The following is a 15,198-nucleotide window of genomic DNA, read 5'->3' on the forward strand; positions in this document are numbered from 1 at the left end:
CCGCATGCTGACGAAATATGTTGCCAGAGGCTTGGTATGGCTGCTTGCGATCGCGTTGTGCGCATACGTAGTTGTATGCGCACTGCTGTTCTTGTTTCAGCGCTCATTTATCTATCACCCTACGCCTGCATCGGTGGACACGGCCACCCAGACGACGAGCTTTCAAAGAGAGGGCGCTGACCTCGTTGTTTCCATCCATTCGGATGCGGGGTCCCATGCAGTCCTTTACTTCGGCGGCAATGGCGAGGACGTCTCTCAATCACTTCCGTTATTGGTGGAGGCCTTCCCCCACACCGCGATTTACGCTTTGCACTACCGTGGTTATGGCGGCAGCACGGGCAAGCCCACAGAGAAAAATCTTGTTGCTGATGGCATCGCGCTGTTTGACGCAATCCATAAAGAGCATGAAGACGTTACGGTGATCGGCCGCAGCCTTGGCAGCGGAATAGCGATTCATGTGGCAAGCCTGCGCCCGGCATCACGCCTTGTTCTGGTGACGCCTTACAACAGCATTTTAGAGCTGGCAGCCGAGCGCTTTAAGTTCTTGCCGATCAACCTGCTTTTGCGGGACAAATACGAATCGTGGCGGTTTGCACCTCGAATTTCTGTCCCGACGACGATCATTGCGGCGGAAAATGATGGCGTCATTCCGATGCCAAGTACGCAGCGATTGCTGGCCCATTTCAAGGCCGGAATTGTGTCGTTTATTGTCATATCTGATGCTGGACACAACGATATCTCAGACCATCCTGAGTACGTGCCTGCATTGCGCAATACCGTGAGCCTTGGCGAAGCCATACATTAGGGAAATGCGTATGCATGGCCCAGCAGCAGTTGCTTTTGCACGCAGGAAAACGGAATCAGGTGGCCTGGCGTAATCCGGCCGCTTCGCGCGCCAGCAACTCAATCGCGGACCAGTCGCCACTCGTGAGCAGGTTGGCTGGGGTCAGCCATGAGCCACCGACGCAGATCACGTTGGGCAGGGCAAGGAAATCCGGTGCGCTGGCGAGGCCGATGCCACCGGTGGGGCAGAAGCGGATCAGTGGCAGTGGGCTGGCCCAGGCACCGAGCAGCTTGTGGCCGCCAGCCGGCACCGCCGGGAAGAACTTCAGGTGGCGATAGCCGCGCTCGAGCAGGCTCATCGCCTCACTGGCGGTAGCGGCACCGGGCAGCAGTGGCAATTCGCTGTCGTCGGCAGCATCGAGCAGATACGGCGACACGCCGGGCGATACCGCGAAGCGCGCGCCGGCTTGTTGCGCGGCCTTCAGATCACGCGCGCTGAGCACGGTGCCGACGCCGATAACGGCACCTTCCACTTCGGCGGCAATCGCGCGAATCGCATCCAGTGCGGCCGCCGTGCGCAAGGTCACTTCGATCGCTGGCGTGCCACCGGCGACGAGGGCGCGCGCCATCGGCACCGCGGCGCGCACATCGTCGATCACCACCACCGGGATCACTGGCGCCAGTCGCATGGTGGCTTCGACGTGTTGCTGCTTGAGTTCGATGTTGCTCATGGATTCACTCGCCAAGTAAGTGGATTTGTGCAGGAGCGCACCTTGTGCGCGATGTCTTTGGGGATACGACGCAGGGCATTCGCTACAGGGATTGGGTTACAACACGCCCGCGCCGAGATCGGCGGTGGTCGCGGCCTGACGGAACAGGCCAAACAGCTCACGGCCCATGCCGCTGTGCTGGGCGGACAGGTCGGCGGTGTGCGGCAGGCGCGCATCCAGTTCGTGAGCTTCCATCAGGACGTCCAGACGGCCATTCACGGCATCGAGACGGATCATGTCGCCGTTGCGGATCTTGGAGATATTGCCGCCGGCTACCGCTTCGGGCGTCACGTGGATCGCGGCGGGTACGCGACCGGAAGCGCCGGACATGCGCCCATCGGTGAGCAGTGCGATGCGGTGGCCGCGATCCTGTAGCAGGGTCAGCGCCGGCGTGAGTTTGTGCAGCTCGGGCATGCCGTTCGCCTGTGGGCCCTGGAAGCGCACCACCGCCACGAAATCGCGGTTGAGCTCGCCGCGCTTGAATGCCGCGGGCAGTTCGTCCTGATCGTGGAACACGATCGCTGGCGCCTCGATCACCAGCCGGTCGTCCGGTACGGAAGACACCTTGATCACCGCGCGGCCGAGATTGCCTTGCAGCATGCGCAGGCCACCGTCGGCGCGAAATGGTTCGTCGATGCCGCGCAGTACGCCGCGGTTGCCGCTTTGCTTCGACACCGGCGTCCAGTGCAATGCGCCGGCCGCGTCGAGTTGCGGAATCTGCGCATAGCAGTCCATGCCGGTGCCGAAGATGGTGTTTACGTTTGCGTGCAGCAGGCCGGCACCGAGCAACTGGTCGATCAGGAAGGCCATGCCGCCCGCTTCGTGGAACTGGTTCACGTCGGCGTAGCCGTTCGGATACACGCGCGCCAGCAACGGGATCACGCCGGACAGCGCGTCGAAATCGTCCCAGCGCAATAGGATGCCGGCAGCGTGCGCGATCGCCACCAGATGCAGCAGGTGATTGGTGGAGCCACCGGTGGCGTGCAGGCCGATCACGCCGTTGATGATCGCGCGCTCGTCGATAATGTGGCCGATGGGAAGATAGCTTTCGCCCAGCGCGCTGAGCGCATTGACCCGGCGCACCACCTCGGCGGTGAGCGCATCACGCAGCGGGGTGTCCGGCGCGGTGAAGCTGGCGCCGGGCAGGTGCAGGCCCATGATCTCCATCAGCATCTGGTTGGAGTTGGCGGTGCCGTAGAAGGTGCAGGTGCCGGCGGTGTGGTACGACGCGGCTTCGGCTTCCAGCAGCTCGGCCTTGCTGGCCTTGCCGTCGGCATACGCCTGGCGCACCTTGGATTTCTGTTCGTTGGGAATGCCGCTGGGCATCGGTCCGCTGGGTACAAAGGCGCCGGGCAGGTGGCCGAAGCTCAGCGCGCCGATCAGCAGGCCCGGCACGATCTTGTCGCAGATGCCGAGGTAGAGCGCGCCGTCGAACATGTCGTGCGACAACGAAACCGCGGTGGCCATCGCAATCAGGTCGCGCGAGAACAGCGACAGCTGCATGCCGGGCTGGCCCTGGGTGACGCCATCGCACATCGCCGGCACGCCGCCGGCGACCTGGGCGGTGAAGCCGGCGTCGCGCGCGATCTGGCGAATCAGCGCGGGGTAGCGCTCGTACGGCTGATGCGCCGACAGCATGTCGTTGTAGGCGGTGATGATCGCGAGGTTGGCGCGCCGGCCCGAGCGCAATGCCGCTTTGTCTTCGGTACCGCAGGCGGCGAAGCCGTGCGCGAGGTTGCCACAGGACAGGTGTTCGCGTTGCGGACCGCCGCGGTCGACGGCGTCGATCCGGCGCAGGTAGGCTGCGCGCGTTTCGCGGCTGCGTTCGCGCAGGCGTTCGGTGACTTCGGCAACGACGGGGTGCAACGTACTCATGATTCAAATCCAGAAGTGAGTGGAGAGGAGTGAGAAGCGAGAGAAGGAGCAAGTGGTTGGTGCATTTCTCTCACTTCTCACTCCTCGTCTCTCACTTCTCGCCTTCACGGGCACCAGTACACAGCCACCGGCACGCGCTGCTGGATCAGCACGGCGCGTATCGGATAGTTCTTTGCCGCGTCGAGGCCCAGCCGCACATCGGCCAGCAGGTCGCCCTTCTTCTCGCCGGCAACCAGCAGGTATAGCGCGCGGGTATTCAGCAGGAAGGGCAGGCTGAGCGTGATGCGCGGTTCGCCGGCGCCGGGCGCATGCATCGGCAGCACGGGAGTGCGACCATCGAGATCCAGTGCTTCGGCCAGATGATCGCCGCCGGGAAAGAACGAGGCGGTATGCCCATCGTCGCCCATGCCCAGCACCACCGCGTCGAACGGCAACGGCAGCGCGCCGATCCGTGCAGTGGCCTCGGCCAATCCTTCCTCGGGCGTCGCCGCGCCGGTATACAGCGGCACGAACTGCGCAGCGCTGGCGGCATGCTGCAACAGCAGCGATTTCACCAGTTGCGCATTCGAGCGTTCGTCGCTGTCCGGTACCCAGCGTTCGTCGACCAGGGTGACCTGCACCTTCGCCCAGTCCAGCGGTTCGCGCGACAGGCAGGCGAAAAATTCCTTGGGCGTGCTGCCACCGGAAACCGCAAGCAGTGCGTGGCCGCGCTCGGCCAGCGCAGCACGCAACTGTGCGGCGACCTGTCCGGCCAGCGCCACGGCCTGTGTGTGGCCATCGGTGAAACTGTGCGTAGTGACGTTCGAGAGGTTGGGCATGATGATGGTGGCGCGCCTGCGGCTAGCAGCCGTTGGCGCGCAGCTCGTGGGGAAGGGAGACAAAGTCTGCCGCAGGCATCGACATGGCCGGGTGAAGCGAGAGTAAAGAGCGCACGCTATTCACTGTCTTCATTCCAGGTGCGGCCATCGCGCTCGATCAATGCCACGGCGGCGCTCGGTCCCCAGCTGCCAGCGGCGTACGGCCGCGGTGCTTCGCCGCTCGCGGACCAGGCAGCGAGGATCGGGCCGGCCCAGCGCCATGCCGCTTCCACTTCGTCGCGACGCATGAACAGGGTGGGATTGCCGCGTACCACATCCAGCAGCAGGCGCTCGTACGCATCCGGCTGTTGCACGCCGAACGCTTCGGCGAAGCTCATGTCCAGCGGCACGTGGCGCAGGCGCAGGCCGCCGGGGCCGGGATGCTTGATGGTTAGCCACAGTTTCACGCCTTCGTCAGGCTGCAGTCGCAGCACCAGCCGGTTCTGCGCCAGTGGGCCGGCGTCGGGATTGAAGATCGAATGCGGCACCGGCTTGAAGGTGACCACGATTTCCGACACCCGGCTCGGCAGGCGTTTGCCGGTGCGCAGGTAGAACGGCACGCCGGCCCAGCGCCAGTTGGCGATTTCCGCCTTCAGCGCGACGAAGGTTTCGGTATTGGATTTGTTGTTACCCAGTTCGTCCGGATAACCGGGCACGCTGGCGCCTTCAGCCACGCCGGCGCGGTACTGGCCGCGCACGGTAAGCTGACTGGCGTTGCTGTCGTCGATCGGCTTGAGCGAATGCAGCACTTTCAATTTTTCGTCGCGCACCGCATCCGGCGCCAGTGACGATGGCGGCTCCATCGCCACCATGCACAGCAGTTGCAGCATGTGGTTCTGCACCATGTCGCGCAACGCGCCGGCGCGATCGTAGTACGCGCCACGATGGCCGACACCGAGTGTTTCGGCGACGGTGATCTGCACATGGTCGATGTGCCCGGCATTCCACAGCGGCTCGAACAGCGCATTGCCGAAGCGCAGCACCAAGAGGTTCTGGACCGTTTCCTTGCCGAGGTAGTGGTCGATGCGGAAGGTCTGCGATTCGCTGAAGACCTTGCCGACCGCGTCGTTGATCTGGTTCGCGCTGGCGAGGTCGCGGCCGATCGGCTTTTCCAGCACAACCCGCGAGGCGCCCTGGTTGAGCCCGTACTGGCCAAGCTGCGCGCAGATGTCGACGAACAATTCCGGCGAGGTGGACAGGTAGAACACCCGAATGTGGTCGGGCTGCGCCTTGATCAATGCGGCGAACTCGGCCCAGCCTTCGTCCTTGCGTGCATCCAGTGGGCGATAGCCGACCTGCTGCAGGAAGACGTCGAGCTTCGCCGCATCGCAGATATCGACCAAGGCCTCGCGCAACAGCGCGCGATAGCCGGCGTCGTCCAGTGCCTCGCGGGCGATGCCGACGATCCGGCTGCTGGCCGGGATCTGGCCGTCGAGGAAGCGATGGAACAGGGCCGGCAGCAGCTTGCGCACGGCGAGATCGCCAGTGCCACCGAAAATCACCAGGTCGAACGGTTCGACCGATTGGGAAGAAACAGTCACGCAGTCACCTCGACTCGATGCCGGATGGCGGGCAGAGGGCCTGGCGGCGCGTCTGGCCCGGGGGTGCTGATGATCGTACCAGTGAAATACCAGATCGGCTACCGCTATGCATACGAATTCATGAAATGTCGCTTGAACGGCGTCGAAGCAAGTCGATTGCCGAAAATACCGTTCCCCGGATCAAGTCCAGGGAAGGCTCCAAGCGTAGGCCGCAGGCCGAAATCGAAGGAACTCCGCCCAGCGCACTTCGACTCCACGCCTCTAGCGCAGGCTGCGCCCAATGCCAACGTTGTCATGAGGGGGCTTGCGGTCAGTGGTTCGCTATTGGTATCTTCTGCAAATATGGAAACTGCACTGGCCAACGAATACCGCCGGATCTGCCACGACCCGGCCACGCATCAGCCGCTGGCTTATCTGCGCCTGCGCCGGGCGATCCGCAACGTGGTCGAGCACCGCGACATCGAGCCGGGTCAGGCATTGCCCAGCGAACGTGATCTGTCGCAGGCGCTGAAGCTGTCGCGTGTGACCGTGCGCAAGGCGATCGCCGGCCTGGTCGAGGAAGGCTTGCTGACCCAGCGTCATGGTGCCGGCACCTTCATCGCCGAACGCATCGTCAAGCCGATGTCACGGCTGACCAGCTTCACCGAAGATCTGCGCGAACGTGGCCTGTCACCACGTTCGGAATTCTTCGAGCGCGGTATCGGCGAGGTGACGCCGGAAGAATCGATGGCGCTGAACCTGTCGCCGGGTTCGCTGGTGGTGCGGCTGCATCGTGTGCGCTACGGCCAGGACGAACCGCTGGCGATCGAGCGCAGCGTGGTGCCGGCCAGCGTGCTGCCCGATCCGATGCTGGTGCATGACTCGCTGTACGAGGCCCTGGAACAACTCAACTGCCGCCCGCGTCGCGCGCTGCAGCGACTGCGTGCGGTGTCGCTGAATGTGCAGCAGGCGCGCCTGCTGCACGTCGCCGTGGGCAGTGCGGGGCTGAGCATCGAACGCCGCAGCTTCCTGGACGACGGCCGCGTGGTCGAGTTCACCTGCTCCTGGTATCGCGGCGACATCTACGACTTCGTCGCCGAACTGCAAACCGATTGAGACCAACCTTGGTGAGAACAGCTTGAACACAGCAACCACGCAGGCCAGCAACACCTTGATGTACCGCGAAGCGCACGAGGCGGCCGACGTCGTCGCACGCCAGTTCGCTGCCAACGACAGTGTGGTGACGGCGCTGGCGCAGTCGCTGCGCGCGCAGCCGCCGCGCTTCATCGTCACTTGCGCGCGCGGCAGTTCCGATCACGCCGCGGCGTATGCGAAATACGTGTTCGAGACCCAGCTGGGCATCGTCACGGCCTCGGTGTCGCCCTCGGTCACGTCGGTGTACGCAGCCCCGCAGCAATGGGAGGGCGCGCTGTTCATCGCGATCTCGCAGTCGGGCAAGAGTCCGGATCTGGTGCGCAACGCGCAGGCGGCGAAGCTGGCCGGCGCGCGCGTGGTGGCGATGGTGAATGTCGAGGATTCGCCGCTGGCGGCGATTGCCGACACGGTGATCCCGCTGCATGCGGGGCCCGAACGCAGTGTGGCGGCGACCAAGAGTTACATCGCCGCCCTTGCCGCGGTGCTGCATCTGTGCGCGCGCTGGCACGGCGACCGTGCCCTGGTGGATTCGCTGCATGCGTTGCCCGATGCCTTGCGTGCCGGCTGGGACGCCGACTGGTCGGCGTTGAGCGATGGCCTGGTCGACGCGCACAACCTGTTCGTCGTGGGTCGCGGCTTCGGTTTCGGCATCGCGCTGGAGGCGGCGTTGAAGTTCAAGGAAACCTGTGGCCTGCACGCCGAGGCGTTCAGTGCGGCCGAGGTGAAGCATGGCCCGATGGCGCTGGTCGGGCCGCATTTCCCGGTACTGTGTTTCGCCCAGGACGACGACACGCTGGCCAGCACGCTGGCGATTGCCGACGAGTTCCGCAAGCGCGGCGCGCAGGTTTTCGTGGCCGCACCCGGCATGCAAGGTGCTGGCATGCTTCCGGTGCTGGCCGGGCTGCCGGCGTTGTGTACGCCGCTGCTGATCATCCAGAGTTTCTATCGCGCGGCGAGCGAACTGGCTTTGCGTCGCGGCTTCAATCCCGACGTACCTCCGCATCTCAACAAGGTGACCGAAACGGTTTGAGGAGTGAGTGGAGATGAATGAGGTACGAGTGGTGCGTTGGTGCCGCTTTCTCTCATTTCTCACTCCTCTTCACTCGTTTCTTCTCAAGGGAAATGCACCATGCCACTCGCCCTCACCAACGCCCGCGTACTCACCTCCGACGGCTGGCGCGACGATCTTGCTGTGTTGCTGGACGGCGAGCGTATCGTCGACCTGCTGCCATCGTCTGATCCACGCATAAACAACGCGACCTGGCACGATCTGCACGGCGCGATGCTGCTGCCGGGCTTCATCGACACACAGGTCAATGGCGGTGGCGGCGTGTTGTTCAACGATGCGCCCTCGGTGGAGACGATCCGCCGCATCGGCGCGGCGCATCGGCGCTACGGCACTACCGGTTTCCTGCCAACCCTGGTCAGCGACAGCGTGGACGTGATGCGCGCCGCGCTTGCCGCGGTGGAGCAGGCGCTGGCTGAAGGTGTGCCCGGTGTACTCGGCATCCATCTCGAAGGCCCGTACCTCGCGCCAGCGCGCAAGGGCGTGCACGATCCGAAATTTTTCCACACGCCCGGCAGCGAGGAGCTGGCGCTGCTGTGCGCGCCGCATCGCGGCGTACGCCTGCTCACGCTGGCGCCCGAACGGGTGCCACTGGCCAGCATCGGTGCACTGGCCTCTGCCGGGGTGATCGTCAGCGCCGGCCATACCGCGGCCGACTACGCGACCACGCAGGCTGCGCTGGCCGCTGGCGTACGTGGCTTTACTCACTTGTTCAACGCGATGACGCCGTTCGGCAGTCGCGAACCGGGTGTGGTCGGCGCTGCGCTGGAGGATGCCGACAGCTGGTGCGGGCTGATCGTCGATGGTCATCACGTGCATCCCGCCAGCCTGCGCGTGGCGATCGCGGCGAAAGCACGCGGCAAGATGCTGCTGGTCACCGACGCGATGCCGCCGGTGGGCGCGGATCATCCGGATTTCGTGCTCAACGGCGAAACCATCACCGCGAAGGATGGCATCTGCCAGACCGCACAAGGCGTGCTGGCCGGTTCCGCGCTGGACATGGCCGGTGCGGTGCGCAATGCGGTGCAACTGCTCGGCCTGCCGCTGGACGAGGCGGTGCGCATGGCCAGCACCTATCCGGCCGATTTCCTCGGCCTCGGCGCCAGTCATGGCCGCATCGCCGCGGGCTATCAGGCTGACCTGGTGGTGCTGGACGACGACTACCGCGTGCAGCAGAGCTGGATCGGCGGCATGGCGAGCGAGCAGTGAGGATAAAGGAATGAGAAACGAGTAAAAGCCGCTGCGCTTTCTCTCGTTTCTCCAACGCGTTTGCTGAAATAGCCGTCCAAAGCTAGACTTGCCCGGTTCAGGTGTCCCGACAGACATGATGTCCAAGGGATGAAACGGGAAGCCGGTGCGCGGTGCTGCATGCACTGCAAGGCCGGCGCTGCCCCCGCAACGGTAAGCGAGATTCACGTACGGCGAATGCCACTGTGCTTGAGCACGGGAAGGCGCCGTTCAGGATATGCGGATCACCGCATGTCGCTCGCAAGCCCGGAGACCGGCCCGAACGATTCCTGGTGGCTCGCGGTGGGCGAGGCCGAACCACGCGTGTGGCGACCCTGCCTGCCCGTCGTTCCGTCTTTCTTCCTGCGTCTGCTGCCAGCTCATTGAACGCATGAGCCGTGCGCGGGTGCGCGGCTGGGGAACGACCTTGAAGAAGACCTTGCTGGCAGCAGCACTCCTGAGCTGCATGATGGCTGCCCATGCAGCCGATCAGAACGACGTGACCGGCCAGAACAATGCGACAGCATTTGATCCGGTGATCGTCACCGCTACACGCACCCCGATTACCGTGGACGATGCGCTGTCGTCGGTCACCGTGATCACCCGCGCCGATATCGAGCGGCTGCAGCCGGTGTCCGTGATCGACCTGCTGACCGGACTGCCGGGCGTGAACCTGGTCCAGAGCGGCGGCCTTGGCCAGGAGAGCACACTGTTCCTGCGCGGCACCAATTCCACCCATACGCTGGTGCTGATCGATGGCGTGCGAATCGGCTCGGTGACGGCGGGCTTCGCCTCGCTGGAGCAGATTCCGGTGGAGCAGATCGAGCGCATCGAGATCGTGCGCGGCCCGCGTTCGAGCCTGTACGGCGCCGACGCGATCGGCGGCGTGATCCAGATCTTTACCCGGCACGGTCAGGCCGATGGCGGTATGACGCCGTCGCTGAGCATGACGGCTGGTAGCAACGGCCTGTTCGGCAGCCAGGCGGGCTTGTCCGGCGGCGACCAGCACGCCTGGTACAACGTCAGCCTGGGTGGCGAGTACACCAGCGGCTTTCCCGGCTGCAAGTTCGGCGCGGCCGAGGCCAACGGCGGCAACGGTGCCGGCTGCTTCGTGGACGATCCGCGCGACGACGCCTACCGCAACTGGAACGGCGCGGCGAATGCCGGCTACCGCTGGGACAACGGCACCGAGCTGGCTTTCACCTGGTTGCGCAGCAAGAACGACGTGGAATATGCCGGTAGTCCCTATGGCGGCAACGACGCCGTCAACGAGCAGCGCGTGGCTGGCGTGCGGCTGAGCTTCACTCCGCTGGATATATGGAAGGTCACGCTGAATGCGGGGCAGAGCAAGGACCTCGCCACGACGTATTACCAGGGCACCTACTACGGCACCTACTACCCGCTTGCGCAGACCGGTTTTTACAACTCGCAGCGCAACCAGTTCTCGTGGCAGAACGACATCGCGCTGGCCTCGAACCAGCTGCTGACGGTCGGTGTGGATTACCAGCAGGAGCACCTCGACAGCAGCACCGGCTACCTGGCCGACGACCGCAACGACACCGGCACCTATGCGCAGTACCAGGGCACGTTCGGCCGCAACGAGGTACAGCTGTCCGCGCGGCATGATGACAACTCGCAGTACGGCGGCCACGATACCGGCGCGCTGGCCTGGGGCTACAACTTCGATCACGACCTGCGCCTGATGGCCAGCTATGGCACGGCCTTCCATGCGCCAACCTTCAACGACCTGTACTACCCGCCGTACGGCGGCATCCCGTCGGCCAATCCGAATCTCAAGCCGGAGAAGTCGCGCAGCGGCGAACTGGGGCTGAGTCAGAAACTCGGCATCTGGAACTGGGCCTTGAATGCCTACCAGACCGACATCGACGACCTGATCCTGCTCGACCCCAGCCAGAACTACGTGCCGTACAACGTCAGCAAGGCGCGTATCCGCGGCCTGGAAGGCCAGCTCGGCGCGAACCTGGATGGCTGGCAGGTACAAGGCTATCTGACCCTGCAGCAACCGAAGGACGACGGTGGCGCTGGCGATGCCAACAACGGCAACCTGCTGCCACGTCGCCCGGAGCGCACCGCGCGCATCGACATCGACCGTCGCTTCGGTGACTTCGGCGTCGGTACCACCTGGTACGCCGCCGGCAAGAGCTACGACGATGCCGCCAACCAGAACCGCCTCGGTGGCTACAGCACGCTGGCGCTGCGTGCCAGCTGGCACTTCACCGCCGACTGGCAGGTCGAGGCGAAGCTGGCCAATGCGCTCGATAAGGAGTACGAGACCGCGTACTACTTCAACCAGCCTGGTCGCACCTGGTACCTGACCCTGCGTTACAGCCCGTCCACGCACTGAGCTGTTGCATGAACCGCCGGCACGGAAGCCGGCGGTGTCGGTCCATGGAGTGGAGGAGGCCGCACGGACAGGGCGGCACGAATAGGGAAGTTCGCACCCCTGCCTTCCGACAGGGTGTGGACTTCAGGCACATACGCCGGGGCGCGAGTGCAGGCATAAAGCCCGCATGATCGAAACGTCTGCCCCTGCTGTCGCCCACATGCTGCCTGCGGCGCGGTTGCTGTCTGTCGGCAACACCTCAGCGCTATGCTTGCTGGCCACGGAAGCGCCATGAATATCTTTGCCCCCCTGATCCGCCGGCCGGCCGGTACCTCGCTGCTCGCCCTTGGCCTGATCCTGGCCGGTTTGTGCGCCTATCTGCTGCTCGGCGTGGCGGCTTTGCCGTCGATGGAATTCCCGGCGGTGTTCGTGCAGGCCGCGCAGCCCGGCGCCAGCACGCAGACCATGGCCAGCACCGTGCTGGCACCGCTGGAACGCCATCTCGGGCAGATACCCGGCGTCGAGGAAATGTACGGCAATGCCTCCGAGGGTTCAGCCACGGTGATCGTGCGCTTCAACTTCGGGCGCAAGGTCGACAAGGCCGCACGCGACGTGCAGGCGGCGATCAACGCCGCTTCCGCCGACCTGCCCTCAGGCATGCCCAGCCCGCCGACCTACTTCAAGGCCGACACCTCATCGCTGCCGATCCTGCTGATCACGCTCACCTCGAACGGCATGCCGCCGGACAAGTTGTACGACCTGACGGAGACCTTGCTGGAGCCGGCAGTGGCGCAGATTCCCGGCGTGGCCCAGGTGCAGGTGTTCGGCGGGACGCCGCATGCGGTGCGGGTCGACCTGGATACCCACGCCCTGGCCGCCAAAGGGCTGACTGCCAATGACGTCAGCAATGCCCTGATCGCCGCCAATGTGGCTTCGCCGCAGGGCATTCTCAGCGACGGCCATTCGCAGATGACCGTGCAGGCCAACGACGCGCTGCAGCAGCCGGAGGAATTCGCGAGTCTGCTGATCGCCACCAACAAGGGTGTGCCGGTACGGTTGTCCGACGTAGCCAGGGTCTATGCCGGCCAGCAGGACAAGTATCAGATGGGCTGGTTCAACGGCGCCCGCACCGTCGCCATGCAGATCACCAAACGGCCCGAAGCGAATGCGGTAGCCACGGTCGAGGCGATCCGCGCGAAGCTGCCGCAACTGCGCGCGTCGCTGCCGGCGAATATCGTGATCACGCCGGTGTTCGACCTTACCCAGACCACCAAGTCGGCGCTGCACGAAGTCGAGATTGCGCTGCTGATCTCGATCGCCCTGGTCGCGCTGGTGATGCTGGTGTTCCTGCGGCGGTTGCGCCCGACGCTGATCGCCATGCTCAGCGTGCCGTTGTCGCTGGCCGGTGCCTTCGTGGTGATGTGGGCGTTCGGTTACAGCCTGAACACGCTGTCGCTGGTAGCGCTGGTGCTGTGCATCGGCTTCGTGGTGGACGATGCAATCGTGGTGATCGAGAACATCGTGCGGCACATGGAGCACGGAGAAGAGCCACTGGAGGCATCGCTGATCGGCGTGCGCGAGATCGGCTTCACGGTGATCTCGATCACGTTGTCGCTGATTGCGGTATTTGCTCCGTTGCTGTTCGGCAACAACGTGCTGGTGCTGCTGCTGCGCGAGTTCTCGGTCACGCTAACCGCGGCGGTGGTGATCTCGGCGATCGTGTCTCTGACCCTCACGCCGGCGTTGTGCGGGCGCTACCTCAAACACGACCGTGCCGATGACGCTAGCGCGCCGTCGCGGATCGAGCAGATGGTGGAACGCTTCGATCGCAGCCTGCACCGGCGCTACGAACGGTCACTCGACTGGGCCATGCACCATCGCCGCATCATGCGCTGGCAACCGTTGATCCTGCTGCTGCTCACCTTCGCCCTGGGGGCCGCGGTGGTGAAGACTGCCGGCGGCACCTTCATGCCGGACGAGGACACCGGCCAGATTCAGGTCGACATCACCGCTGATACCAACATCTCGCCCGGCCTGATGGCCGCACGTGCGCAGCAGGTGGCGAAGATGATGCAGGCCGAGCCCGATGCGGTCGATGTGCTCACCCTGCTCGGTGCCAACGGCGGCGGCACTGCGGTGGGCAATGGGGCGACCATGTTCGTCGATCTGAAACCGCGCGGCAGCGGGCCGAACGATCGTCACGAGAACATCAAGGTACTGATGGAGCGGCTCGGCAAGCAGTACGACAAGCTGCCGGACGTGAAGGTGGCGCTGAGCCCGGTGCAGTTCCTCGGCGGTGGTGGCAGTGGTGACAATGCCGGCCAGTACGAATTCCAGCTGGTCAGCAGCAATGGCGGCGACCTGCAGCCGTGGGCGCTGAAGATGGTGCAGCAACTGCGCACGTTGAAAGAGTTCAAGGACGTCAGCAGCAGTTTCGACCAGGTCGGCAAGCAGCAGATGCTGAAGGTGGACCGTGACGTCGCGTCGCGCCTGCAGGTCAGCATGGGCGCGATCGATACGGTGTTGGAGAACTCATTCGGCCAGCGCCAGGTGTCGGTGATCTATTCGGATCTCAACCAGTATCGCGTGGTGCTGGACACCAGCGCGGCCGAATCGATCAGCGCGCAGTCGCTGCTCAACAGCTATGTTCGCAATACGCAGGGGAGGATGATCCCGCTGTCGGCGCTGGCCAGGATCGAACCCAACCTGAGCCCGATGAAAATCCGCCATCACGACCAGCAGGAAGCGGCCACGATTAACTACAACCTGGCCAAGGACGTGCCGCAGGATCAGGGCATCAAGCTGATCAACCAGGCCGCGCTGGCGATCCAGTTGCCGGATGGCATGCGGGTGGATTTCACCGGCGCCAACCAACGCCTGCAGCAGGCGGAGAGCAGTGGCTACATTCTGTTGCTGGCGGCGATCGTGGCGATGTACATCGTGCTGGGCATCCTCTACGAAAGCCTCGGCCATCCGCTGACGATCCTGTCCACCCTGCCAGCGGCTGGTGCAGGCGCTTTTCTGGCGCTGCTGGTCACCCATACGCAGCTCAGCCTGATGGCGATCATCGCAATCCTGATGCTGATCGGCATCGTCAAGAAAAACGCGATCCTGATGGTCGACTTCGCCCTGGTGGCGGAGCGAACCCGTGGCCTGTCCGCACCCGAGGCGATCCGCGAGGCGGCATTGGTGCGCTTCCGTCCGATCACCATGACCACCCTGGTGGCGATGGGTGCGGCGCTGCCGCTGGCGATCGGTTTCGGCATCGGCTCGGAGATGCGCCAGCCGCTCGGCATCGCGATCGTCGGTGGCCTGCTGGTGTCACAGCTGCTCACCTTGCTCAGCACGCCGGCGATCTACCTGTGGAATTACGATCGCAAGATCCGCAAGGCCGCGCGGCGTGCGCGGCGTGCGGAGAAGCGCCGGCTGAAGTTGCAGCCGGCAACCTGACACTCTCCCGTCATCCCGGCGCAAGCCGGCATCGCTTTGCTACCCGGAACAACTGGTAACGCCTCTTGAAGCGATGCCGGCCTGCGCCGGCATGACGAGGGTGAGACCCTTCGGGCACATCCGACGGCGCCGCCGCTGGCACAAAGCCGAC

The 15,198-nt window shown here is 64.5% G+C and carries 10 protein-coding genes and 1 riboswitch; of the genes, 6 read left to right on the forward strand and 4 right to left on the reverse strand.

Annotation, left to right across the window (positions count from 1 at the left end):
- The first annotated feature begins 4 nt into the window (after positions 1 to 4).
- On the forward strand, positions 5 to 805 hold the full coding sequence (locus GSQ75_RS11165) for an alpha/beta hydrolase (protein WP_158754952.1): 801 nt from the start codon (positions 5 to 7) through the stop codon (positions 803 to 805).
- Positions 806 to 860: 55 nt separating this feature from the next.
- On the opposite strand, the gene eda is transcribed toward GSQ75_RS11165, so the two are convergent.
- The 4 genes from eda to zwf form a co-directional block, all read right to left on the reverse strand.
- The gene (gene eda, locus GSQ75_RS11170; RefSeq protein WP_158754953.1) at positions 861 to 1,514 is read right to left on the reverse strand and encodes a bifunctional 4-hydroxy-2-oxoglutarate aldolase/2-dehydro-3-deoxy-phosphogluconate aldolase; all 654 of its coding nucleotides are present in this window, start codon (positions 1,512 to 1,514) and stop codon (positions 861 to 863) included.
- 96 nt (positions 1,515 to 1,610) lie between these two features.
- Positions 1,611 to 3,428: a phosphogluconate dehydratase gene (edd, locus tag GSQ75_RS11175; RefSeq protein ID WP_158754954.1), complete on the reverse strand. Its 1,818-nt coding sequence runs from the start codon at positions 3,426 to 3,428 to the stop codon at positions 1,611 to 1,613.
- A gap of 104 nt (positions 3,429 to 3,532) precedes the next feature.
- Positions 3,533 to 4,246: a 6-phosphogluconolactonase gene (pgl, locus tag GSQ75_RS11180; protein ID WP_158754955.1), complete on the reverse strand. Its 714-nt coding sequence runs from the start codon at positions 4,244 to 4,246 to the stop codon at positions 3,533 to 3,535.
- Between the two features lie 116 nt (positions 4,247 to 4,362).
- Positions 4,363 to 5,826, reverse strand: coding sequence for a glucose-6-phosphate dehydrogenase (zwf, locus tag GSQ75_RS11185; protein WP_158754956.1), 1,464 nt, complete (start codon positions 5,824 to 5,826; stop codon positions 4,363 to 4,365).
- A gap of 342 nt (positions 5,827 to 6,168) precedes the next feature.
- On the opposite strand from zwf, the gene GSQ75_RS11190 reads away from it, so the two are divergent.
- The 5 genes from GSQ75_RS11190 to GSQ75_RS11210 all read left to right on the forward strand — a co-directional run bounded on the left by GSQ75_RS11190 (position 6,169) and on the right by GSQ75_RS11210 (position 15,047).
- Positions 6,169 to 6,921, forward strand: a complete 753-nt coding sequence (locus tag GSQ75_RS11190; protein WP_158754957.1) for a GntR family transcriptional regulator — start codon at positions 6,169 to 6,171, stop codon at positions 6,919 to 6,921.
- Positions 6,922 to 6,979: 58 nt separating this feature from the next.
- A complete protein-coding gene (locus GSQ75_RS11195; protein WP_158755146.1) occupies positions 6,980 to 7,990 on the forward strand; it encodes an SIS domain-containing protein in 1,011 nt (336 codons plus the stop codon).
- Between the two features lie 99 nt (positions 7,991 to 8,089).
- Positions 8,090 to 9,235, forward strand: coding sequence for an N-acetylglucosamine-6-phosphate deacetylase (gene nagA / locus GSQ75_RS11200; protein ID WP_158754958.1), 1,146 nt, complete (start codon positions 8,090 to 8,092; stop codon positions 9,233 to 9,235).
- Positions 9,236 to 9,317: 82 nt separating this feature from the next.
- Positions 9,318 to 9,551, forward strand: a riboswitch (cobalamin riboswitch).
- A 93-nt stretch (positions 9,552 to 9,644) separates the two neighbouring features.
- The gene (btuB, locus tag GSQ75_RS11205) at positions 9,645 to 11,618 is read left to right on the forward strand and encodes a TonB-dependent vitamin B12 receptor (RefSeq protein ID WP_254058538.1); all 1,974 of its coding nucleotides are present in this window, start codon (positions 9,645 to 9,647) and stop codon (positions 11,616 to 11,618) included.
- Positions 11,619 to 11,888: 270 nt separating this feature from the next.
- Positions 11,889 to 15,047 carry an efflux RND transporter permease subunit gene (locus GSQ75_RS11210; RefSeq protein ID WP_158754959.1) on the forward strand — a complete coding sequence of 1,053 codons (3,159 nt, stop codon included), beginning with the start codon at positions 11,889 to 11,891 and terminating at the stop codon, positions 15,045 to 15,047.
- Positions 15,048 to 15,198 lie beyond the last annotated feature (151 nt).

The organism is Dyella sp. S184, assembly GCF_009766065.1.
In the GTDB taxonomy this organism is placed as follows: Bacteria; Pseudomonadota; Gammaproteobacteria; order Xanthomonadales; family Rhodanobacteraceae; genus Rhodanobacter.

Excerpts from the sequence above, each read along its gene's own strand:
- GSQ75_RS11165 (WP_158754952.1), top strand. The coding sequence starts at position 5 with ATGCTGACGAAATATGTTGCCAGAGGCTTGGTATGGCTGCTTGCGATC.
- eda (WP_158754953.1), bottom strand. The coding sequence starts at position 1,514 with ATGAGCAACATCGAACTCAAGCAGCAACACGTCGAAGCCACCATGCGA.
- edd (WP_158754954.1), bottom strand. The coding sequence starts at position 3,428 with ATGAGTACGTTGCACCCCGTCGTTGCCGAAGTCACCGAACGCCTGCGC.
- pgl (WP_158754955.1), bottom strand. The coding sequence starts at position 4,246 with ATGCCCAACCTCTCGAACGTCACTACGCACAGTTTCACCGATGGCCAC.
- GSQ75_RS11190 (WP_158754957.1), top strand. The coding sequence starts at position 6,169 with ATGGAAACTGCACTGGCCAACGAATACCGCCGGATCTGCCACGACCCG.
- GSQ75_RS11195 (WP_158755146.1), top strand. The coding sequence starts at position 6,980 with ATGTACCGCGAAGCGCACGAGGCGGCCGACGTCGTCGCACGCCAGTTC.
- nagA (WP_158754958.1), top strand. The coding sequence starts at position 8,090 with ATGCCACTCGCCCTCACCAACGCCCGCGTACTCACCTCCGACGGCTGG.
- btuB (WP_254058538.1), top strand. The coding sequence starts at position 9,645 with ATGAGCCGTGCGCGGGTGCGCGGCTGGGGAACGACCTTGAAGAAGACC.
- GSQ75_RS11210 (WP_158754959.1), top strand. The coding sequence starts at position 11,889 with ATGAATATCTTTGCCCCCCTGATCCGCCGGCCGGCCGGTACCTCGCTG.